We start from the raw sequence: 21,451 nt of genomic DNA on the forward strand, positions 1-21,451 counted from the left end.
GACGGCCTGGATCGCTGGACCGTTGTCGCGCCGGAAGTCGGCGATGGTCTTGAAGTCGGGGGCGAGGCGGCCGGTCAGCCACATCAGCTCGACGTTGCGACCGGCCTCACGCTCCAGTCTGCGGCTGGAAGCGACTTGGTTGAGGTAGCCGTAGAGCTAGAGCTTCAGCAGCGTGGTGGGATGATAGCCGGGCCGGCCCGTCGCGGCCGGCATCAAACCGTCAAAACCCAGAGCCGCAAGATCAAGTTCGTCCACGAACACGTCGACGACGCGCACCGGATTGTCCTCGGACACGTAGTCGTCCAACCGGTTCGGCAGCAGCGTGACTTGATGGCGATCCGCACCCCAAACAAACCGCGCCATACCAGCCTCCACCGTCAGGCAGAGACTATCAAAAACCCTCACGTTTTCACACAGCCTCGGTGGAAAGCGGGCGTGACGAACCGCGCGGGGCCCAACCCCGGCCGCCTACTCGATCACCTCATCGGCGCGGGCGAGGAGTGACACGGGCAGGGTGAAGCCGATGACCTGCGCGGCCTTCGAGTTGATCACAAGTTCGAATTTCGTTGGTTGATCAACGGGTAGGTCGCTGGGGTTGCTCCCCTTCAGGACCTTGTCGACATAACCGGCGGCGCGCCGATAGAGGTCCAGGAGGCTCGGTCCATAGGAGATCAGACCGGCGACCTGGGGGAACTCCCGCGTGGGATACACCGCCGCCATTCGCCGATCCGCCGCGAATGCCGTGATCGCCCGCCTGTTCGAAAAATTCCAAGGGTTTCGCCCCACGAACAGGCCTTGCACGTGCTCTTTCGTGATGAACTCGAACGCACCCTCATAATCCGTGGGTGTGTGCTCCGCATGCAGCACCTTCGCGCCGAGCCGCGCCGCTGCGCCACGCACCCCAACTCCGGCTGGACTTTCCCAGTCAATCTTCAGTCCCAGATAGGCGATACGGGTCGCATCCGGTGCCACTTCTCTCAGTAAATCTAACCTTTTGACCTCAACTTCCGGTCCCGTGTTTCCGGAAAAGCCCGTGATATTGCCGCCCGGCTTGGCAAGACTGGCCACAAGTCCTTGCATGACAGGGTCTGAGCTGTTGGCCATGACGATTGGGACCGTCCGCGTCAGTCGCTTGAAGGCATGGGCGACCTCGTTGGCCCCGCCTCCTCCTGCCAGAACAACGTCAGGCGGATTTCGAAGAATGTGGGCCGCGATTTCGTCCACTCGCCCGGGCCTACCCTCCGCCGAATAGAACTCGAAGCTAAAATTGGTGCCATCAACGTACCCAATATCCCGAAGACCCTGCAGGAAAGCTTTGACGAGACCACTCCAGCCATCGCCCTCTTTGGCTTCCACGAACTGGCCGATCGGCACGACGAACGCGACTCGAGGAACTCTGTTGGCCAACGCCGCGCGTTGCGGCCACAGCGCGCTTGCGACCTGGCCCAGGATCAATCCATTGACGTCACGTCGCCGCATGGCCGCGTTCCCTCGTTTGGAGAACGACGATCATCCTGTTCTCGCCGTCCGAACCCGGGAATTGTAGGAAGCCGACGAGGAAGGTTCCGCGCCGGCTGATTGAAGCACAGCGCGAGACAGCCTCATAGTTGATAGTGGGACAATGTCACGGGAGCGCTGCCGGATCGCAGCGTCCGCACTCCGCCCGGGCTTGCGGTCGGAAGGCCCGGGTCGGGTGTGTTGACCTTCGCCTGCACGCCGCAGCTCCGGTTTGGTCGGGCAATTTCCGCTTCGGGTGCAGGCTGTGTGAAAACTCGGACGCACCTCCGAATTTTAGAGCAATCTTCTGCGCAGCCACCGTTCAGGTGCCATGAGCGGCAGCAGAGATGCCGTCAGGATGCCTATACTGGCGCTCCCCAGGGTGGGCGAGGGAAAATCCTTCTACAGCCCCTGCGTTTTCACACAGGCTCGGTGGAAAGCGGACATTCCGGGGATGTAGTTCAGGAAAGAGGGACCTGCGCCGCGGCTTCCAGGCTGTCGGCGAGGTGCACGCGAAGCTCATCCGCTCCAGAGCGTGGCACGAGCACAGCCAACTCACGGCCGTCTGCTCCTTGAAGCCGTAGGGCGAGCGTTCTGCCGCTGTCGATAACCTCGACTTGAAGCAGCCGGGACGCTGCTAGTACAATCGGCTGTGTTCCGTCGTTCATGGCAAGAGGCATTTGGTTGCTCAGGGATGCAAGACTACCGCATGCTCGGGGAGGCTACGTATTAACAGCGGCCTTAGCGTTCAGAACCTAACTTTGGTTCTCAATCGCGAGGTCTGCTACGGGCTGGATCCCGGCTTTGGCAATTCATCCCGAAGCTGACGTCCCTCCATCTACCCTTCAGAATGAGTAATGGCTAAGCTGCCGCCTTGAAAAATACTAATCGGAGTGTCATCGCATGTTAAGGAATTCGGTGGCGGCTCGGACGGGAGCGCCACCACGAGGGAGGCGGTCCGTCGAGCGATACAGCATATTCAAGACAACCTGAGAGCTCTGGCTAAGCGGTACGACGGGAATCTGGGCGAGGCGACGTGATGGACGAGCTACGACGGGGGCTGCCTCAAGAGCCGCTTTCGAGGTCCTGCAGGTGGCTCCGGGCTTCGTCGGCGCTCTCGTAGATGTGCGCGGAGACTCCCCGTTGGTCGAGGGACTCGCCGAGCTTGACACGCAGGAAGCCGCTCGTCGTGTAGCGGGTGGCGCCGGAGTAGTAGTGTTCCATCAGCCACTTTACCATGTCGGAGTAGGCGTCGAGCAACTCCGGCATGATGCCGAACCCATCGTAGTTGACGATTGCGTAGACCTTGCGGCCGAGCGGTTTCAGCCGCTTCACAACTAGGCTGCGGATCTGCTCGACCTGATCGAGCGTCTTGACCGTGAACTGGGAGAGATTGACGAAAAAGAGGTCCTGCTGCGGATCGTAGACGAAGCGCTCCTCGAGCGGCACGGTGAGGAGATCGTCGCGCAGGCCCATGGCCTCGGGACGAAAGATGCGCGGGTCCATCGTCGCCAGGGGCTCGGCGATCGCCGGCCTGAACTCCATCTGCGAGAGGATGTCGCGCTCGAGATCGACCCCCGGCGCGATCTCGGTCAGCACGAGACCCGAAGCGGACAGGCAGAAGACGCAACGCTCGGTGATGTAGAGCGCCGGCTGACCGCGCTGGCGGGCATAGGAACCCGAGAACGTCCGTTGCTCGACTTCCGCCACGAACTTCGGCGAGCGGCCCTCTTGCAGGATGCGCAACGTGCCGCCCTCGATCGCGATCTGAAGGCGGCCGGCGTTGAAGGTACCGACGAACACGACCTTCTTGGCGTTCTGGCTGATGTTGATGAAGCCGCCCGCCCCGGCGAGCCGGCTGCCGAAGCGGCTGACGTTCAGGTTTCCCTCGCGGTCTGCCTGGGCGAGACCGAGAAATGCCACGTCGAGTCCGCCGCCGTCGTAGAAGTCGAACTGGTAGGGTTGATCGAGGATCGCCTGCGTGTTGACGGCGGCACCGAAGTTGAGGCCGCCCGCGGGGATGCCGCCGATGACGCCGGGCTCCGCGGTCAACGTGATCAGGTCGATGATCTTCTCCTCCGCCGCGACGTTGGCGATGCCCTCCGGCATGCCGATGCCGAGATTGACGACGCTGTTGGCCTTGAGCTCGATGGCGGCCCGGCGCGCGATGACCTTGCGCTCGCTCATCTCCATGGCGGTGACCGAGTTCATCGGCGCCCGGATCTCGCCGCTGAAGGCCGGGTTGTAGGGCGTCGCGAATGTCTGCCAGTGGTGCTCTGGCTGTTCGGCTACGACAACGCAGTCGACGAGAACGCCGGGGATTTTCACCTGGCGCGGGTTCAGGCTTCCGCTTTCGGCGACACGCTCGACCTGGGCGATGACGATGCCGTTGGAGTTGCGCACCGCCATGGCGATGGCCAGCGCCTCGAGTGTCAGCGCCTCCTTCTCCATGGTGATGTTGCCGTCGGGGTCCGCCGTGGTCCCGCGCACGATGCCGATGGTGATCGGAAAGGCTTTGTAGAAGAGCGCCTCCTCCCCCCCGATGCTGACGAGTTCCACGAGGTCCTCGGTCGTGCGCTCGTTGATCTTGCCGCCGCCGAAGCGCGGATCGACGAAGGTGCCGAGCCCGACCCGCGTCAGGTGGCCGGGGCGGTGCGCGGCGATGTCCCGGAACAGGTGCGAGATCACCCCTTGCGGAAGGTTGTAGCCCTCAATCTGGCTCGAGATCGCGAGCTGCTGGATTTTCGGCACCAGCCCCCAGTGGCCGCCGACGACGCGCTTCAGAAGGCCCGGGTGGCCGAAATGGTTGAGCCCCCGGTCCTTTCCGTCGCCCTGGCCGCCCGCATAGACGAGGGTCAGGTTGCGCGGCTTGCCCGTGGTCAGGAAATCCGCCTCCTCGCTCGACAGGAAAAGCTCCTCGAGGGCGACCGCGATGCCCTCGGGGAAACCGATGCCGACGAAGCCGCCGGTTGCGACGGTGTCGCCGTCCCGGATGAGCCTGACCGCCTCGGCTGCGGTCACCACCTTGCCCTTCTGTCCGGAGCGCAGGGAGGCGAGGAAGGGGTGGTTCGAGAAGGACATGGGGTCGCCTCGCGCTCGTGTCAGTAGAGGCCGGTCGCGTAGTAGATTCCGATCGCCACGAAGACCGCCAGTGTCTTGATGCAGGTGATCGCAAAGATGTCGCCGTAGGACTGGCGGTGCGTCAGGCCGGTCACGGCCAGCAGGGTGATCACCGCCCCGTTGTGGGGCAGGGTGTCCATGCCGCCGCTCGCCATGGACGCGATCCGGTGCAGGACCTGCAACGGGATGCCGGCGGCATTGGCGGCCGCGATGAACTGGTCCGACATGGCGGCGAGCGCGATGCTCATGCCTCCCGACGCCGAACCGGTCACGCCGGCCAGCACCGACACGGTGATGGCCTCGTTCACGAGCGGGTTCGGGATCGCCCTCAGCGCGTCGCGGATGACGAGGAACCCGGGCAGGGCCGCGATGACCGCCCCGAAGCCATACTCCGATGCGGTGTTCATGGCCGCCAAGAGAGCGCCCGCGACCGCGGCCTTGGTGCCTTCCGCAAAGCGTTTCCTGACTTGCCTAAAGGCGAACGCCATGACGGTCAGGATGCCCGCGAGCAGCGCGCCCTGGACGGCCCAGATCGCGGCCACCGAGGAGACTTGCGTGACGATAGGGTGACTCTTGTCCGCGAGCGCGACCTCGTAGGTCGCCCCGTAGTGGGACGTGATCAGGGACGTGAACACCTTGTTGAGCACGCCCACGACGATCAAGGGCAGGATGGCCAGGGCCGGAGAAGGCAGCCGCTCGCTGAGCACCGGCTCGGGCTCGTTCGTGTGACCTTCGCCGTAGCCTTCGCCCGCCGCGGCCGCCTGCCGGCGCCGCCATTCGAGGTAGGCGAGGCCCACGACCAGGATGAAGATCGCGCCGGCGGTGCCGAGGATCGGCGCAGCCCAGGTGTCGGTCTTGAAGAAGGTCGTCGGGATGATGTTCTGGATCTGCGGCGTGCCGGGTAGGGAATCCATAGTGAACGTGAAGGCGCCGAGCCCGATGGTTCCGGGAATGAGGCGCTTCGGGATGTTACTTTGCCGAAACATCTCGGCGGCGAACGGATAGACCGCGAAGACGACGACGAAGAGCGACACGCCTCCATAGGTCAGGAGCGCGCCGACGAGCACGATCGAGAGCATGGCCCGCTGGTGCCCGACCAAGCGGATAACGGAGGAGACGATCGACTTCGAAAAGCCCGAGAGCTCGATCACCTTGCCGAACACGGCGCCCAAGAGGAACACAGGAAAGTAGAGCTTCACGAAGCCGACCATCTTCTCCATGAACAGGCCGGTGAACACCGCCGGCACGGCGTTCGGATCGGTCACGAGGACGGCCAGGAGAGCGGCCACGGGCGCGAACAGGATGACGCTGAATCCGCGATAGGCCACGAACATCAAGAAAAACAGGGCGGCCAAGGTGACGACGAAACTCATGCCCTTCCTCCACGAAGTATTGCGATCGAAAATGGGAAAGCGATTTGGTCAGTACGAGCCGGTGTTCGTCGTCATTTGCATTCGCTCTTCTTCGATAACCTTGATGTGACGTTCGTCGTGCAGGATGATTTGATCCAAGACATCGCGGATCGACAGCACGCCCACGACTTTGTCCCCTTCGCACACGGGCAGGTGTCTGATTTGGTGGTCGTTCATCAGCCGTCGGCAGGTCTCGACGCTGTCCGCCGGCTTTGCCGGGATGAGGTCCCGGGTCATGATGTCCCGGACGAGCTTCGTGCGGGCCGTCGCACCCTGAAGCTCCACCTTCCGCGCGTAATCCCGTTCCGACACGAGCCCGACGAGCTTGGACCCCTCCAGGACGACGAGGGCGCCGATATCCTTCTCGGCCATGAGCCTAAGGGCCGATTCGACGCTGTCGTCCGGTGCCGCCCCGATCACCCCCGTGATGCCGGACTTCTTGCTCCGGAGAAGGGCCCCCGCGGTCTCGGCTCGCCTGTCCATCGTGCAATCTCCTCGCCCGGGCCACGCGACAAGGCGAGCACCTTGCCGCACCTCGCCCAAGTGGAGAGATGCTGGCCGGTTCCCATGATCAACTGGTCAGACCCCATTGAGTGGCCCAGTTGGAATGTTGGTGCATAGTCGGCCTGTCGACCACGGGTCGCTTGTCCGGCGGAGCCGATCGGGCGAGCGCACCACTACGGTCTGAACTCAATCAGCTTGACCGTGTGAAGGACCGCTATGGGTCGCAACCTGCCCCGCGGCCCGTGCCTATCATGGTCTGCACCGCCAGCTGCCATGTTGCGACGCTGGTTGAAGGGACGCATGACGCTCGCGCAGGAGCACCCGTTTGATTTCCTGACACCCTAACCTTTCAGGATTAAGTGGCTGAGAAACCGTCGTTTTCTGGATATTCTACTCCGGGGGAGAACTGGCGCAGCTTCGGTCCTATTGCGCCTCACAACTCCTTCGCGACATCCGCTGAGAGAGCGGGACATGCATGCGGCGCATGGCGAAGTTTCTTGCTCCCTCCAGCTATGCGTAAATCGTGGGCATGGTGTCCAGATTTTGCGCTTTCAAGTTGTTGCAGCGCAGCATAGAAAGTCGTCGTGAGATCGCGATGGCGTTGCGGTCTCGCAGCCCTCCATGGGCGTTTCCTCCCTAGACTTGGGCCGCTCCTGCGGGGGCGGCTCCTTTTCTAACAGGTGAAAGCACGACTACGGCCTAGGTTGTGATGGCAGCGCCACCAAACAATCCAACCTGTCAGGCCGTTACGTTCAAAGGACGGGGCCAAGCCACTCTCGTCGGTGGCCGAGTCGTCCTACACGTCTGCCCTATCTGCTCCCAGCGCAATGCGCCGAAGGCAGAGCATCGAGGTTCCTGCGCTTGGTGCACCTATGTGCCCAATCCTGCTGACGTCGAGCCAGCTCCACCCGCGAGGCCGTAGAGCCTCGAGCTCTGCACAATCCCTCATGGAACGCCCGACCCGCTACCAACCTCAGGCGTAGGCGCCCGGCATGAGAAGCTAAGCCCAGCAGCTTGGCCATCGTTGCGCGATTAGTCATGAGAGGTGGCTCGGTTTGTCTGAACAGCGACGTGGGCTTGGATAAGTGGATATCCTGCCGGGTTCAGGCGGCCGCGGGATGCGGCCGCCTGTCGAAGTAGGCTTGGTCGGGGGTGCGCCGGTCAAGGCTCGAATGGGGCCTTCGTCCGTTGTAGAAGACGAGGTACCGACCGATCGAAGCGCGCGCCGTGCTGACGGTGTCGTAAGCCCGCAAGTAGATCTCCTCGTACTTGACCGACCGCCACAGCCGTTCGACGAAGACGTTGTCGCGCCACGCGCCTCTGCCGTCCATGCTGATGGCGATCCCCGCCTCCCGCAACACGCGGGTGAAGGCGTGGCTGGTGAACTGCGAGCCCTGGTCCGTATTGAAGATCTCTGGCCTGCCGTGCCGGGCGAGCGCTTCCTCCAAAGCTTCGACGCAGACGTCGGCCTCCATGGTGATCGACAGCCGCCAGGACAGGACCCGGCGGCTGTACCAATCAATCACGGCCGCCAAGTAGACGAACCCACGCGCCATCGGAACGTAGGTGATGTCCATGGCCCAGATTTGATTGGGTCGGTCGATCGTCAACCCGCGCAAGAGATACGGGTAGACCTTGTGCCCCGGCGCAGGCTTCGAGGTGCTCGGCTTGCGGTAGAGTGCGTCGATGCTCAGGCGCTTCATCAGCGTCGCGACATGACAGCGGCCGATCGCGATGCCCTCTTTGTTCAGAAGGTCGCGCAGCATCCGGCTTCCCGCGAAGGGAAGTTCGAGATGCAACTCGTCCATCCGCCGCATCACGCCGAGATCGGCAGCCGGGACTGGGCGCGACAGGTAGTAGACGCTGCCCCGGCTGATCCCGAGCGCCTTGGCCTGTTTGGCGATCGGGAGATCATGCCCGCGATCGATCATCGCTTTGCGCTCAGCAGACCGGCTTTGCCGAGCGCGCCGGACAAAAAATCGTTGGTCAGCGTCAACTCGCCGATCTTGGCGTGCAGCGTCTTCACGTCGATGGCCGGTGTGCTCTCCGACCGGGACGCGGCTCCGAACACCCCGGCAGCCCCTTCGAGAAGCTGGGCCTTCCAAGCCGTGATCTGGTTGGGGTGGACATCGAACTGCTGGGCCAGTTCGGCCAGCGTCTTCTCACCCCGCAGGGCGGCCAGAGCCACCTTGGCCTTGAAGGCCGGGGCGTGGTTCCGGCGCTGTCGCTTGCTCATCGTCGCTCCTGATCCGCGGCCATCCTGGCCGCCGTCAGGCAGAAACTCCACTCAGCCCCGCTGTGCAGATCCTCCGAGCCACCTCTATGGTCCCCCCGTACAAGGAACACCGGTATGCCAGTCCCGATATTCGGACCCATGTGGAAGCTGGGCGTCGATGTGACGATGCTCGGCGTCGAGGCTCAGACGGTGATCGGCTTGCGCCTCGCCAAGATCGCGCTCGGCGGACCCGCCGCGATGTCGGAAGCGCACCTGATGGTGAGCGAGAAAGTACTAGCGGCTGGCGAGGCCGCGCTGCAGATCGCGACCGGCAAGTCGCCGGGCCATGTCGTGAGCGGCTACCGCCGGAAGGTCCGTGCGAATACGAAGCGGCTGCGCAAGGGGTGAGAACCTCTGTGAGTTTGCAAGCGGATCATCAGACCCGAGCTTCGGCGGGGTGTCGTGCAGACAGGTAAGCCGGGCGAACCAGGATACCGTTGGCGCCCGGCTTCGGCTTCGTGACAGGTTTTGATTTCCTGACACGCGATCCTGACAGGTTTAAGTGCCTGGAAAACCGTCGTTTTGGTGACATGCATGCGCGCCGTCTAAAGGCCTGCTTCAGAACAGCCAGCTCGAGAAGATCCCGGCTCCGAACAGTTACCCCCTCATCCCGGCAACCAGCATAATGCCAGTACCCGCGGCGGCCCTGGCAGCGCGAAGTTCGCCTGCACTCACTGGGCGAGCTGCCCCTTCTCCGCCGCGGTGCTCATCTCCTCTGCGTCGGCAGGCAGGAGCGTGCGCTCGGCCACCATCCGCGCTGCCGCGGCCCGCACGGCCGCCGCGTAGGTCCCCGGATCTGGGTAGCGCTCTTCAAGGGAGGGCCGCGGGTCGCTGGCTGCCCGTGCCGCCGCACGGGTTTCCAGAAAGGCGAGGACGCCACCCTTCTGGTTGCACAGGGTCTCAGCGGCGACGCCGCGGGTCGGGTTCCAGGCGGTGTAGGTCGCCCGTGGGACCTCAATCAGCGGCAGGCGGATGCCCGCCAGCGTGTTGCCGTCCTGATCGATCTTCGGTAGCAGCAGAGGGTAGGTGCCACGCACCGCCGGAGGATCCCCCTGCTCGACCCATTGGGCCGGATTGTAGAGGCCCGCATAGGGCAGGCCCGGGATCGGCGGATAGAGATGCGCCGCGACCCCGAGAGTGCCGTCGGCCCGCGACGGGTAGCGGCTCGCCGGAGGCTCGATCCCATCGGCCACCCAGGTTTCCAGAGCGGCGAGGAGGGCGCGAGATGCAGCCCCAGCATGGACCGGGCTGACCGGCAGGGCACAGCCGGGTTCGCTCATCGTCTTGGCGTTGGGATTGGCGAAGTGCGGCGCGCCGGTGACCATGTAGACCCGAACCTCCGGCGGCTGGTCGAGCTGGGCACCGCTTGTGTCGGTCGTCACCAGCGCCCCGCGGGAGCCCCACATCTCGTACTCGCTGTCGACGTGCATTAGGCGCGGGCAGGTGTTGCTGAGCCGGCAGCGCAGGAACAGGCCATCGCGCCGCCCTGTCAGGGCGTCAGTCGTCACCGCGTAGGCGAAGGGGAACTGGTCGGCCGGGTAGTAACGGTCGAGGTGCGGCGCCGGGTTGCGGCCGGGCTGGGCGAAGCGGGCGTTGGTGAAGCTGCGCCGGCTGCCGGCGATGTGCGGCATCATCCCGTCGAACACCATCCGCCCACGCTCGTCCTCGTTGAGGCCGAGATACAGCAAGTCGCGCAGGACGCGACCTGATTGCGAGATGCCGAAGCCGATCGCTCGGTCGATGCCACTCCTGCCGCCGCTCGCAAGCGGGTTCTGCGGGCTGGCGTCGTGGCGCAGGAAAGTCGCAACGTCCCGGATCGCTGCGAGGCCGAGGCCCATCACGGCTGGGTCGCGGGCGGTGTAGCTCAGTTCGTAGAGGGCGCTTCCGTCGAAGCCTTCTGGGCGGGTGATCTCGATCCGGTGAGCGTCGAGGTAGCGGAACGACAGGCCTGCGGGCGTAGTGCGCGGATCCTCCGGCTTCGCCCGCACGGTGAGGTGCGCCTTCGCCGGGTCGAGGTCCGCAGCGGGCCAGGTCAGCGTCGCCTCGACCGGGCTCTTGGTGTGGTCAAACACCCACTCCTCGCGCGATGGCCCGGTGACCCCTGAGAGTACGGGCAGGCGAATGCCCATGCCAGCGCCCGGAGCGATGTCGCCCTGCCAGCCGATCCACGCCAAGGTGTAGCCCCGCGACAGCAGGAATCCACGGCCCGCATCCCCCGCCTGCTGAAGCCGGCCCGACGCCTCGGTTGAGGAACCCTCGACGAGCGGCCCGATCAGTTTGCGGCCGCGATTGGGGATTTCGACCAGGAGCAGGCCGTTGGGGCGCTCGGGGCGCAGCAGCACCACATCCGCCACCGCCTCGACCCGGCCGTCGGCATTACGGGGCGCGAGGGCGAGGTCGGCGATGACGGCGTTGTGGGGATCGGCCGGATCCAAGGCGATGGTCGCCCGCCCAGCGATCTTCTCAGCCGTGCCGCGCTCGCCGAAGCTGCGGCCCTGGAGCGCCGGCCGCTCCACCGCAACGGTCTCGAACTGCGTCACCTCGGCTTCAGCTGGTCCGGCGAGCAGGCCAACCCCGATGAGCGCGAAGGCCGCAGCCGTTCTCATCGCAGTCATGCTGGCACTTCCTCCCTAGCGGCGACGCCCCGGTCGCTTTCGGCGCGACCGTAGCACGCGCTCAGCTTCGGCCACACCAAGCGCATCTCATCAACTTCGCACGGCCAGACACCCTGGTTCCATACGCCCGCCTTCACGCGCGTGAGGGCTGCCCGTTCGCATAATGGCCAGTATGGTGCGCGATATGGAACCCGCGGACAGTCTCCGGAAGACCTCGGAGCCGGTCCGGCCGGGGCGCCAGTCGAGGAATAGTCTAAAGGCCTTCCACGGCCCGCGCCGGGCCGTCGGATCATCTGTTGTAATCTACGCGGCCGGAGGCGTTGGCAGGAGCTTGGCGGTGGTGGGATGCAACCGCTCGGGGTTCGATGACCAGCAGGAGGGTGGCTTCCTACTCCGACATTTTTGGTAAGTATTAGTCCGCAATATTACCCTCCATGTGATAGTTTCAAACGAAGACGGTTCAGATTTTCCAGGTCTTGAACTAAGGAAGTTCGCGTTTCCGGCAAGTGCCCCAGATCTGCATTCATTCGACCGAGTCGTACAGCAACAGCGTCAACAAACGCTAGAGCGGCATCCGATCAAGTTGCGTCGTAGCCAGCAGCGGCGAGGTAGGCTCGACACTCAGCCCGGGCGAAGCGCTGCAGGCTGCGCCGAATGGCGTCCCAGAGGTCTGGGATGGTTCGCGCCGCCGCGCTACGCAGCAGAGCTTTTAGCTTCGCGAAGGCCAGCTCAATGGGGTTGAAGTCGGGGCTGTAAGCCGGGAGGTAGAGCAGCCGAGCTCCCACGGCCTCGATGCGCTCGCGGACGCCGCTGACCTTGTGGGCCGGCAGGTTGTCCATGACGACCGTGTCACCGGGCTGGAGGGTGGGGGCGAGCACGTCGGCCACGTAGGTGCGGAAGGCTTGCCCGTTCATCGCCCCGTCGAGCAGCCAGGGCGCGGTGATGCCGCTGGTGCGCAAGCCCGCCGCGATGGTGGTGGTTTTCCAATGGCCCTGAGGCACGCTCATCCGGCAGCGCTCGCCGCGCGGAGCGCGCCCGTAGCGGCGTGCCATCGCGGTGTTGGCTGCGGTTTCGTCGATGAACACGAGGCGATCCGGATCGAGGTCGAGTTGGCCCTCGAACCACGCCTCGCGCGCGGCCCTCACATCCGGCCGCTCCTGCTCGGCTGCGTGGCCCGTGCTTTTTTCCCGAGATGCCGTGGCGCTTGAAGAAGCGCGAGAGGCTGCTCTGCGCCACGCAAACGCCGTGCTCGGCCAGAGCCGCACGGAGTTCATGCAGATAGCTGCCGGGCTGCGCCTCGTAGAGCGACAGGATCAGGTCGGCTTGCGCCTCGATCCGGTGCGAGCGCTGATCTCCGCCCATCGGCTTGGGGGCGACGTGACCCTCACGGGCGAACTGCCCGCACCAGCGGCTGGCGCTCGCCAGACTGACCCCGAAGCGCGCCGCTGCCTGATGCCGGGATGCACCGGCCTCGACGGCATGAACCACGCGCTGACGCATATCGACGGACAGGGCTGAGGACATCGGCGCTCTCCTTCGCCGACCAACCCACCACACCGCCAGCCGTTTCAGCCCGCTCGGATCGCGCTCTAGACACCGCTCGGTTCATGCAATATGTACTTGTGTACGGTCTAGGAGTTCTTTGCGAGGATCTCTCATTCCAGATGATAGCCCAGGAAGGCTACTCCTGGTTGCTGGATGTTATGGCTTGGTTTGCAATATCATCATCTGTCGTGCTAAAATCTGGAATCAGTATGGCTTTCGTCTAGCTTGTGCGAGAACATCCAACCCGGCGAGTACGATCCACGGGCCAACAAAAACCAGGAAGAACACGAAGGCCATGCCAATCCCTTTGGAATGAAGCGGATTGGGAGTCTAACCTCGTCTACACGCAAACGGTTTCATCTAACCATTGAGGCTTGCTCCGGACTGCGCCCCGCAGCCCCGGCGGGTGGCCTTCGTCGCGCCGCGCTACTGCGATGAAGGATGCGGCTTGTGCGGCGGCGGCCCACTGCGCTTCCTCCTCGCCGGCTCAGTCATTGCGGACATCCACGCCTTCATGAGCCTATCGGGAGAGTAACGGTGCATCTCCTGCAGCATGCGCTCCTGCATCTTCGCCATGACGGCGGCCTGGAGCGGCTGAAGGTCAGGCAGGCCGAGAAAGACCCGCGCCTCTTCAGGTGTGCAATCCACGTCTGCATTGATCAGCATCTTGCAGCCTCCCGGCTAGAACAATGCTGATAGGCGCTGCAGGTTCAGGGGAAGGATGCCCCTTGGCTCATAAGCGCGTGGGCGTGCGGATCACGGTCCACCTGGCGCGCATCGCGTAAGGCGAAAAAGCCCGCCCGGTGGGCCGCCGGGCGGGCTGGTGTCGTGACGGTGGTGTGTTTGCCACGCGGCCAGGACTGGCCGCGGCAGTGCTTAAACCCCGCAGGGCTTGCCTCAGGCTTCCCGCCCGCCCCACGACTGCACCCCGCCGCCCCGGCGGGTGACCTTCGACTCGTGGAAGAGCCCTTCCGTCGTCACCCGGGTCTGCACCCTCATGACGTCATGGATGAGGACCGCTGCCCTATTCCAGGAACCCGAGTACCCGAGCCTGCTCTCGGATCCACCCGTGCCTGAGGATCGTGCCGTCCTCCCTCACGATCCACGGGGTAGAGGCCGTGTCTCTGAGCACCACTGCGGCCGTGCGGATCGCCTCGCACACCGTCGGGAACTCTTGGATCTCGGTTACACCTCCGGGGCAAGGGAAAGGCTGTTTCGGGCCAGCCTCTCTACTGCGGCTTCGTCTCACCTTCAGGTGATGTGCTTCCTGTCCCGGCGGGCGCGGAGCCGTCCGCAGCGGGCTGACCGGATAACTGCTGGCGGGCGTCGGCCAGCTTGCCCTGTGCCTCGGCGAGTTCCTGCCGGGTCGTGCGAAGACGACCCTCCAGGTCGGCAACCTCCTTGTTCTTCGCCGCGAGGTTCTCCGTCAGCGTCGCAAGCTGTGCCTGGGCCTCCGCATACCGCTTCTGAACGGACTCGAGGTCGCTGGTGAGCTTCTCTCGATTGCCGGTCAGAGCCTTGATGGCCTGCTCAACCTGTCCACGCTCGCCCGTCAGCCGGTCACGCTCAGCCTGCGCAGCGGCCACGTCCTTCTGTGCGGACATCAGCGAGTCTCGGGTCTGCTGGAGCTGTTGCTCGATCTGACTCTTGTCGGCCGATGTCTTATCGCGAGCTTGAGTGAGGCTGGTGATGGTCTGATCCAACTCACCTCGCTGCTGGGCGACGCGCTCCCGATCGGCTCGGACTTGCAGCAGTTCCTTCTGCGCCGCCGCCAAGCCCTCACGGGCCTGCTGCTGTCGTTGTTCGGCGTCAGCCAACTCGGCAGTTTTCGCGGTCGCTTCCTGCGCCAGAGCGGCCAAGTCGGTTCGCAGCTTCGCTTCCTGCTTGCGCGCCTCTTCTACCCGCCGTCCGACGTCCGAGAGTTCCTGGGTGCGGGCCGCCGCTGTTTGCTCTGCCGAGATGGCCGCCTCGCGTAGAGTCGCCACCTGCTGGCCGGCCTTCTGGACATCGGACTGCAGCTCTGCAAGGCGCTGCGTTGGTGCTTGAGCGGCTTGCAGGGCATCCCTGGCCTTCTGCTCGGCGACCTGCCTGCTCTGCTCCAATTCGCGGAGCTGCGCTTGTGCTTGCTGTGCAGCTTGCGTGGTCTGCGTGTTTTGCTGTTCTGTCGCTGCAATTTTTGCTTGCAACTCTTTGAGCGTTCCCGCAGCCCGCGTCTGCTGTTGCAGCTCTGATTGTACCGCTGCAAGCTGGCTATTCAGATTTCCAATCTGCTGCTCCTGGGCTTGCCGCTGCCGAGAGTGCGAGATGCTCGAGACGAGCAGAATGACCAGGAGCAGCACACTCAGCGCGGCCAAGGCCAGCGTGGTCGGCCGGCGAAGGTCAGAACGAACGTCGATAGCCATATGCCTCTCCCCGCAGAACGGCTGGGCGATGAGGCGCGACCACGATGCCGATTTCTGCGAGGTGATAACCCGGCAGTTCGGGCTTCGCTCCCCGCTCGGACGTCTCGGCGGGCTGCGCGCAGTGGGTGCCGAGAGGCATCCACCGGTACGTTGAGGCTCAGCGGCCGCGCAGGGTGTCCTTCACCCCGCCGTAGGCATCTTTGGGCACGGCCCTCGGCTTTCTCCATCTTGCCTTCGGCCTGGAGCTTGGCGTCGCCGACCGCACTGCCGAAAGCATCCTTCACCGGCGTGACAGGCGTGCGGGAAACCGCTGACGTCCGACTTTGATTTTCTGACACGCAAGCCTTACAGGTTTAAGTGGCTGAAAAACCGTCGTTTTCTATACATGACAGATGTCTGCCGACAAGGCTGCATTCGACGGAAACACCGAGGCGCACTGTGGACTGGGGCGGGTGCTCTGCTGGCTCCAGCCAGAAGGCCGGTATCCCCTAAGCAAAACCAGCCCCCATGTTGATGGCAAGTGCTAGTAGGGAGGTGTTGAAGAAGAACGAGTATACGGCGTGCGCGGTGACGATGCGACGTATGTGCTTCGAGCGGATGTCGGTGTCCGAGGTTTGTGACGTTGTGCCGATCGTGACTGCGAAGTACAGGAAGTCCCAGAAATCTGGCGCGTCATCGCCATTGAAGTCGAGGCCGCCGCGGCTCCGGCCACCTTCGTCCTCGCCGTAATAGATGTGAAGATAATGTACAGTGAAGACGACCTGGACGAAGATCCAGGCGCAGAGGATGGTTGCCGCCGCGAGGACGATGTGCGGGCCTTTGTAGGCGTCCTGCTCCTGCTGGCCGAAGACGAGCATCCCAACTCCGCCGACGCTGGCCGTCGCGGCCAGGAGCGCGAAGAGCGAGATCATCGCGGCGCTGTCGTCGAGCCGCGAGGCCTCGCGCCGCAGCTCGTCCGCCGACTGCGTCGTCATGTTCCACACGATAAGCCCGACGAAGACGACCACACCCGCGCACCAGCCGATCAGCACCCGCGACCACGTAGCGATTGACGGCAGCACCAGCGCGAGGGCGATCGCAACCGCAATGGAACCGAGCAGGCGCGGTCGGAGCCAGAGGGCGTGGACCGTATCGAGGACGCGCAGGGCCATAGTCCAAACTCAATGCTGAACCGAAGCGGTATGCTGTGGCGGTGAAGATCGCTGAGGTCCAGGGCGCGAGCCGAGGAGTTCGGATCGCGTTCGCGGCCGAGCACCTGGTCATCGCGGGCGTGGGCGCAGTGCTCGGCAGTTCGCCCTGCACCGTGGTGTAGCTTGCCATTTCATACATGCGCAGGTGCTAATGCAGCCAGCGACCAGTGCGTGATCGCCGTCCGTGGTCGAAACCGCTCCAATGCCCCGGTTAGACGCGCGACCCCAACCAGCTATCGCCGAGAGCTGCCAGGAGGACCTGCTGGCGCGCATCGATAGGTTAGGGTGGCAGTTTGGTTCTAGACCGTCGCAACGTGACGTCTCGAAACGCGGAAGACGACCCTGTTGAGACGCGAATAGTGTCTCACGATTACGCCTCGGATGGGTATACCCATGAAAGACTACGAGCCCGAACGGCCGCTCAGGGTGCAGGCTGTGTGAAACGCGAGCATGCAGCGCCGGCGTAGAACAACCTTCTATGGCACTCCGCACCGATGCGGATGCGGCCTCTACGGCCGAGGCGCCGGCAGATCCAAGCCGCTTCTGATCATCGCTTCTTTCGAGCCTGGCGAGGACAGGAAGTCGATGAACTGCTTCGCGGCCGTCACGTTCGCAGAATTCGATGAGACGGCCGCCGACACCACACTCCTCTTCTGGAGTTCCTCGGGTAGAGGGCCGATCACGTCGACGCCGGGCTCCAGGCGAAGTTCGCTGATCTGCTGCAGCCCAAGCTCGATCTCACCATCCGTGAGCGCCTCACCCACGAACCTCCTCCCAAGAATGACCTTGCTCTTGGGAGCGACCTCGTCGGCGATGCCGAGCTTCTTCAGCAACACGCTCGCGATGTAAGTGCCGCTCGCCCCTTCCGAATACCCGATCGATCTCGCGTCCAGCAGCGCCTTGCGCAGGGCCGTGACTGTGCCGATCTCCGGCCAGGGCTGCCCTTTCTTGACGGCGACGCCGATCTTCGAGACCGCGATGTCCTTGCGCTCCAAAGGTTTGAAATAACCACCCTTGATCACCTCATCCATGCCGTTGTCGACCATGATCAGGACATCGACGCGCTCTCCATTCCGGATCCGCACTTGGCTCGCCTCGGGCGACTTTCCCGATGACGGGCCCCATGACATCGTCAGCGTGTGACCCGTCTCTCGCTCGAACCGCACCGCGATGTCGTTAAATGATCCCTTGAGGATGCCGGTAGTCAGAACCTTCAGATCTGCCGCATCGGCATAACTCGCCATGCACAGCACGCCGCCGATTACAATGACGATGGCCTTGAGCCGAGCCAGGTTCATAATGCTTCTCCCCCTGATGGCCGAGGTGTTCGCTAGTCCGCCAGGCAGCACACCGGTGCTGCTTGGCTGATCAGAGGAGGCGACCTCCCAATCGAGCGCCGAGGCCTACTTGCCGTCGAGGCCGCGTGCGAACTTCGCGATCTCACGAGCGACGGCCACGGGCTGCTCCGGCACCAGCGCATGGCCGGCGTTCGGGATCACCACGATCGTCACCCGATCGCCGAGCAGCGACTTCAGCACGCCGGCGAAGCGCCGGGGAGCCACCGGATCGTGCTCGGCCTGCAGGTCGAGGATCGGGGCGCGGCCGGCCGCGAAGTAGTCGTCCACCGGCGTGTGGTTGCGGGCATGCGACTCCATGTGGTGCACGGCGGTGTTCCAGCCGCCGAGCCAGACCCGCGGGTCATTGCCCGGGGCGAAGAAGGCGATGCGCAGGTACTCGAGGCGCTTCTTCTCCGGCAGCGACGGGTCGGAGGGTCCGTCGATGGCCTTGCGCATCTCGGGCCCGATCGGCTTCTCGGTGCTGCCGGGCGGCACCTTGCCCGCCGAGGCCGCCGCAACGACGACGCCCTTCACGAGGTCGGGCTGGTCCGCCGCGATCTGGCGGGCGACGAAGTTGCCGAAGGCGTGGCCGACGACAACCGCCGGGGCCGCCTTCTCGTGCTCGATCACGCTGGCGACGTCCGCCGCGAGGTCGTGCATGTTGAGGCCCTCCATGGGGCCCTCGCTGCGTCCGATCCCGCGCGGCTGCGGCCGCAGCACCCGGAAGCCGTCCTCGGCCAGCATCCGCGAGACAACGTCGTAATCCTCGCCCGACCGGCCGAGCGAGGGCAGGATCACGATCGTCGGGCCGGTACCCTGGGACAAGGCCTCGATCTTAACGCCGTCGCGCTCGACCATGGTCTGCGTGACGGAGCCGGCCTCGCGGGCGAGCACCGGGCTCGCGGCGAGCATCATCGAGCCGAGGGCGAGGGCGTGCAGCAGGCGTCTCATGGTCATTCCTCCGTGTCGTCTCAGGTCACCGGACGGGTGATCCCGCCTGCCGCAAGCGGCGTGCGGGATCGCTCCCCCGGCGTCCGGGCCGCCGCCGGGGTTCAAGCTTGAGAACAGGGCAACCGCCGTCGCGGCCGTCGGTCAGTCGCAGCGCGCGGTCATGCCGCCGTCGACCACGATCTCGGTGCCGGTGACGAAGCGCGCCTCGTCCGAGGCCAGGAACAGGGCGGCGTGCGCCGTATCAGTGCCATCGCCCATGAAGCCGAGCGGGATGCGCTTCAGCCGGGATTGCAGCAGGGCGTCGACGTCGCCGCCCGCACGCTGCCCGGCGAGGCGCGTCTCGACCATGGGCGTGTGCATCTGGCCGGGTACGACCGTGTTCACCCGGATCTTCTTCTTGGCGTACTCGACCGCCGTCACCCGCGAGAACTGGATGATTGCGGCCTTCGTGCTGGCATAGGCGACCTGGGGCGAGCCGGTGTAGCGGATGCCGGACGTCGAGGCGGTGTTGACGATCGATCCGCCGCCGACCTTCTCCATCTCGGGGATCACGTATTTGCAGGTCAGGAACACGGACTTGAGGTTGAAGTCGAGCTGGCGGTCCCAAGCCTCTTCCGACAGGGCGACCGCGCCGCCGGGCGCCGATCCGCCGATGTTGTTCACCAGGATGTCGACCTGGCCGTAGGCCTCGACGCAGGCCCGCGCCATCGCCTCGACCTGGTCGGCCTTGGTGGCATCGCACAGGTGGGTGCGGATCTCGCCGCCCGCCTCGCGGGCGCGCGCCACCGTCTCCTCCATGGCGTCGGCCCTCAGGTCGACCGCGAAGACGCGCGCGCCCTCCCGGGCAAAGATCACGGCCGCCGCCCGGCCATTGCCCCAGCCCGGGCCGACGCAGCCCGCCCCCGTGATGATCGCCACCTTGCCCTGCAGCCGTCCGGCCATGGCCCGTCTCCCGATGTGATTGGTTCGTGGTTGCGGTGAAGGATGCAGCGCCTCAGGGCGCGAGGTCGGAGACCTCGCCCTCGGGAAGGCCGATCTCGAAGGCGTTCAGGGTGAGGGCGACGAGGATGTAGTAGCCGAGCACGCCCACCAGTTCGACGACGCCCTGCTCACCCAGCACCTGCACGGCGGCTGCATGGACCGCATCGGGCACGCGGTGCGTGCTGAGAAGGACGGTCACGTAGTCGTGGACGGCCCGCGCCGCGTCGTCCGTGAAGTGCGGGGTGCGCCGGGCGGCGATGTCCGCCACGATCTCCGGGTCGAGCCCCGCCTTCAGCGCCTCGCGCTTGTGGGCGAACCACTCGTAGTGCGAGGTGAAGCTCCGGGCCACGACGAGGATCGCGAGTTCCGACAGGCGCGGGCCGAGCGAGGTCTCGTAGCGGCAGAACTCGCCCAGTCGCTGCGCCCGTGCGCCGAGCTCCGGGCTGTAGATCCAGGCGCGCAGGGGCGCCGGAACGCGGCCCCTCTTGCCGGCGGCAGCTTCGTCGGCGACGCGGGCCTGCGCCTCGCTCATCTCCTCGCGTGCAAGATCGCGAAGTCTCATCAGATCCTCCCCTGGGTATCGTTATGGAAGTTCGTCACGATCGGCTTTGACGCTGGCCCGCCCCGATGCTCTGCTCGGTCCAACACAAGGGCAGAGGCGCGGGAGGGACGATGGACATCCGGGAGCTGCGCTACTTCGTGCAGGTCGCACGGGCCGGCAGCTTCAGCGCCGCCGCGAGCCACCTCAACGTGGCGCAGCCCGCCCTGAGCCGGCAGCTCAAGAAGCTGGAGGAGGAACTCGGGGTGCAGCTCCTGGTGCGCCACGGCCGCGGCGTGGAGGTCACCGAGGCCGGCGCGGTCCTGCTCGGCGAGGCCGAGGCCCTGATCGATCATCTCCGGCAGACCATCGACAAGGTCCGGGGCGGCCGGCCGAGCTTCGCCGGTCAGGTCGCCCTCGGGGTGGCCCCCACCTCCGGGCTGCTGATCGTGCCGGAGATCTACGAGCGCTTCCGCCAGTGCTGGCCCGAGGCGACACTCACGATCCGAGAGGGCATCAGCACCTCCCTGGAGGAGTGGCTCCTCGGGCGCCGCGTCGACATCGCGGTCCTGCACAACCCGATGCCCCTCGAAGGCATCGTGATGCGGGCGATCCTGCACGAGCGCATGGTGCTCGCCGTGGCCCCCAACCACCCGGCCGCGGCGGAGGGCGCCATCGGCTTCGGCGACCTCGCCGAGGTGCCCCTCATCCTGCCGTCCCTGCCCCACAGCAACCGCCGGCTGCTGGAGCGGGCCGCGATCCAGCACAACGTCCGTCTCAACGTCGCCCTGGAGGTCGACAGCATCCCGCTCATCAAGTCGATGGTGAAGCGCGGCTTCGGGGCGACGATCCAGACCTTCGCGGGTGTCGCGCTCGAGGTCGCGCGGGGCGAGTTCGTGGCCCGCCCGATCGAGCGGCCAGCCCTGACCTCGACGATCTGCATCGGAATGCCGGTCGAGGCGCGCACCGCGTGGCTGACTCTGGAACTGTCGCGCCTGGTGCGCACCTGCGTAGCGGGGCTGGTGGCCCGGGGCGCCTGGGTGGGCGCCCGCATGGTCGAGGAGGAGCCGGAGGCCTGACATGG

General features: G+C 65.1%; 16 protein-coding genes and 1 pseudogene. 2 read left to right on the forward strand and 15 right to left on the reverse strand.

Annotated features, from left to right (window positions below; all coding sequences use genetic code 11):
- The 6 genes and pseudogenes from MET2598_RS38565 to MET2598_RS0104085 all read right to left on the reverse strand — a co-directional run.
- Positions 1 to 363: pseudogene (locus tag MET2598_RS38565) on the reverse strand (transposase); the annotation flags it as partial.
- 105 nt (positions 364 to 468) lie between these two features.
- Positions 469 to 1,479 (reverse strand): ABC transporter substrate-binding protein, encoded by a 1,011-nt coding sequence (locus MET2598_RS38570; RefSeq protein WP_084673756.1) that lies wholly within the window; start codon positions 1,477 to 1,479, stop codon positions 469 to 471.
- Positions 1,480 to 2,562: 1,083 nt separating this feature from the next.
- Entirely contained in the window at positions 2,563 to 4,578 is a 2,016-nt protein-coding gene (locus MET2598_RS0104070; protein WP_018259950.1) for an acyl CoA:acetate/3-ketoacid CoA transferase, read from the reverse strand.
- A 20-nt stretch (positions 4,579 to 4,598) separates the two neighbouring features.
- Entirely contained in the window at positions 4,599 to 5,990 is a 1,392-nt protein-coding gene (locus tag MET2598_RS0104075; RefSeq protein ID WP_018259951.1) for a GntP family permease, read from the reverse strand.
- 48 nt (positions 5,991 to 6,038) lie between these two features.
- Positions 6,039 to 6,512: a CBS domain-containing protein gene (locus MET2598_RS0104080; protein ID WP_018259952.1), complete on the reverse strand. Its 474-nt coding sequence runs from the start codon at positions 6,510 to 6,512 to the stop codon at positions 6,039 to 6,041.
- Positions 6,513 to 7,636: 1,124 nt separating this feature from the next.
- A protein-coding gene (locus MET2598_RS0104085; RefSeq protein ID WP_236728644.1) for an IS3 family transposase occupies positions 7,637 to 8,769 on the reverse strand; the annotation gives its coding sequence in 2 pieces (ribosomal slippage) (positions 7,637 to 8,505 and positions 8,505 to 8,769; 1,134 coding nt in all).
- A 138-nt stretch (positions 8,770 to 8,907) separates the two neighbouring features.
- Between MET2598_RS0104085 and MET2598_RS0104095 the strand changes: the two genes are divergently transcribed.
- Complete coding sequence (locus MET2598_RS0104095) at positions 8,908 to 9,156, forward strand: hypothetical protein (RefSeq protein ID WP_018259953.1); 249 nt, start codon at positions 8,908 to 8,910, stop codon at positions 9,154 to 9,156.
- 323 nt (positions 9,157 to 9,479) lie between these two features.
- Here MET2598_RS0104095 and MET2598_RS0104100 read toward each other — a convergent pair whose 3' ends face one another.
- From MET2598_RS0104100 to MET2598_RS0104160, 9 genes are all read right to left on the reverse strand, one after another.
- Positions 9,480 to 11,423: an alpha/beta hydrolase domain-containing protein gene (locus MET2598_RS0104100; RefSeq protein WP_018259954.1), complete on the reverse strand. Its 1,944-nt coding sequence runs from the start codon at positions 11,421 to 11,423 to the stop codon at positions 9,480 to 9,482.
- 578 nt (positions 11,424 to 12,001) lie between these two features.
- Positions 12,002 to 12,947 (reverse strand): IS630 family transposase gene (locus MET2598_RS38580; RefSeq protein ID WP_236728661.1). Its coding sequence is split into 2 segments (ribosomal slippage): positions 12,002 to 12,602 and positions 12,601 to 12,947, totalling 948 coding nucleotides; the frame shifts between segments, so codons are not numbered across the junction.
- A gap of 447 nt (positions 12,948 to 13,394) precedes the next feature.
- Positions 13,395 to 13,634 (reverse strand): DUF6489 family protein, encoded by a 240-nt coding sequence (locus MET2598_RS0104115; RefSeq protein WP_012336488.1) that lies wholly within the window; start codon positions 13,632 to 13,634, stop codon positions 13,395 to 13,397.
- A gap of 563 nt (positions 13,635 to 14,197) precedes the next feature.
- Entirely contained in the window at positions 14,198 to 15,370 is a 1,173-nt protein-coding gene (locus tag MET2598_RS0104130; RefSeq protein ID WP_018259959.1) for a hypothetical protein, read from the reverse strand.
- Positions 15,371 to 15,858: 488 nt separating this feature from the next.
- Positions 15,859 to 16,521: a DUF1345 domain-containing protein gene (locus MET2598_RS0104135; protein ID WP_018259960.1), complete on the reverse strand. Its 663-nt coding sequence runs from the start codon at positions 16,519 to 16,521 to the stop codon at positions 15,859 to 15,861.
- A 548-nt stretch (positions 16,522 to 17,069) separates the two neighbouring features.
- A complete protein-coding gene (locus MET2598_RS0104145; RefSeq protein ID WP_018259962.1) occupies positions 17,070 to 17,858 on the reverse strand; it encodes a molybdate ABC transporter substrate-binding protein in 789 nt (262 codons plus the stop codon).
- Between the two features lie 105 nt (positions 17,859 to 17,963).
- Positions 17,964 to 18,848, reverse strand: coding sequence for an alpha/beta fold hydrolase (locus tag MET2598_RS0104150; RefSeq protein ID WP_018259963.1), 885 nt, complete (start codon positions 18,846 to 18,848; stop codon positions 17,964 to 17,966).
- Positions 18,849 to 18,989: 141 nt separating this feature from the next.
- Positions 18,990 to 19,790 (reverse strand): SDR family NAD(P)-dependent oxidoreductase, encoded by an 801-nt coding sequence (locus MET2598_RS0104155; RefSeq protein WP_018259964.1) that lies wholly within the window; start codon positions 19,788 to 19,790, stop codon positions 18,990 to 18,992.
- A 52-nt stretch (positions 19,791 to 19,842) separates the two neighbouring features.
- A complete protein-coding gene (locus MET2598_RS0104160) occupies positions 19,843 to 20,391 on the reverse strand; it encodes a carboxymuconolactone decarboxylase family protein (RefSeq protein ID WP_026190498.1) in 549 nt (182 codons plus the stop codon).
- A 110-nt stretch (positions 20,392 to 20,501) separates the two neighbouring features.
- Here MET2598_RS0104160 and MET2598_RS0104165 point away from each other — a divergent pair, with 110 nt between their 5' ends.
- Positions 20,502 to 21,446, forward strand: a complete 945-nt coding sequence (locus MET2598_RS0104165) for a LysR family transcriptional regulator (protein WP_018259966.1) — start codon at positions 20,502 to 20,504, stop codon at positions 21,444 to 21,446.
- Positions 21,447 to 21,451: the final 5 nt, after the last annotated feature.

The sequence above is a fragment of the Methylobacterium sp. WSM2598 genome, assembly GCF_000379105.1.
Taxonomy (GTDB): Bacteria; Pseudomonadota; Alphaproteobacteria; order Rhizobiales; family Beijerinckiaceae; genus Methylobacterium.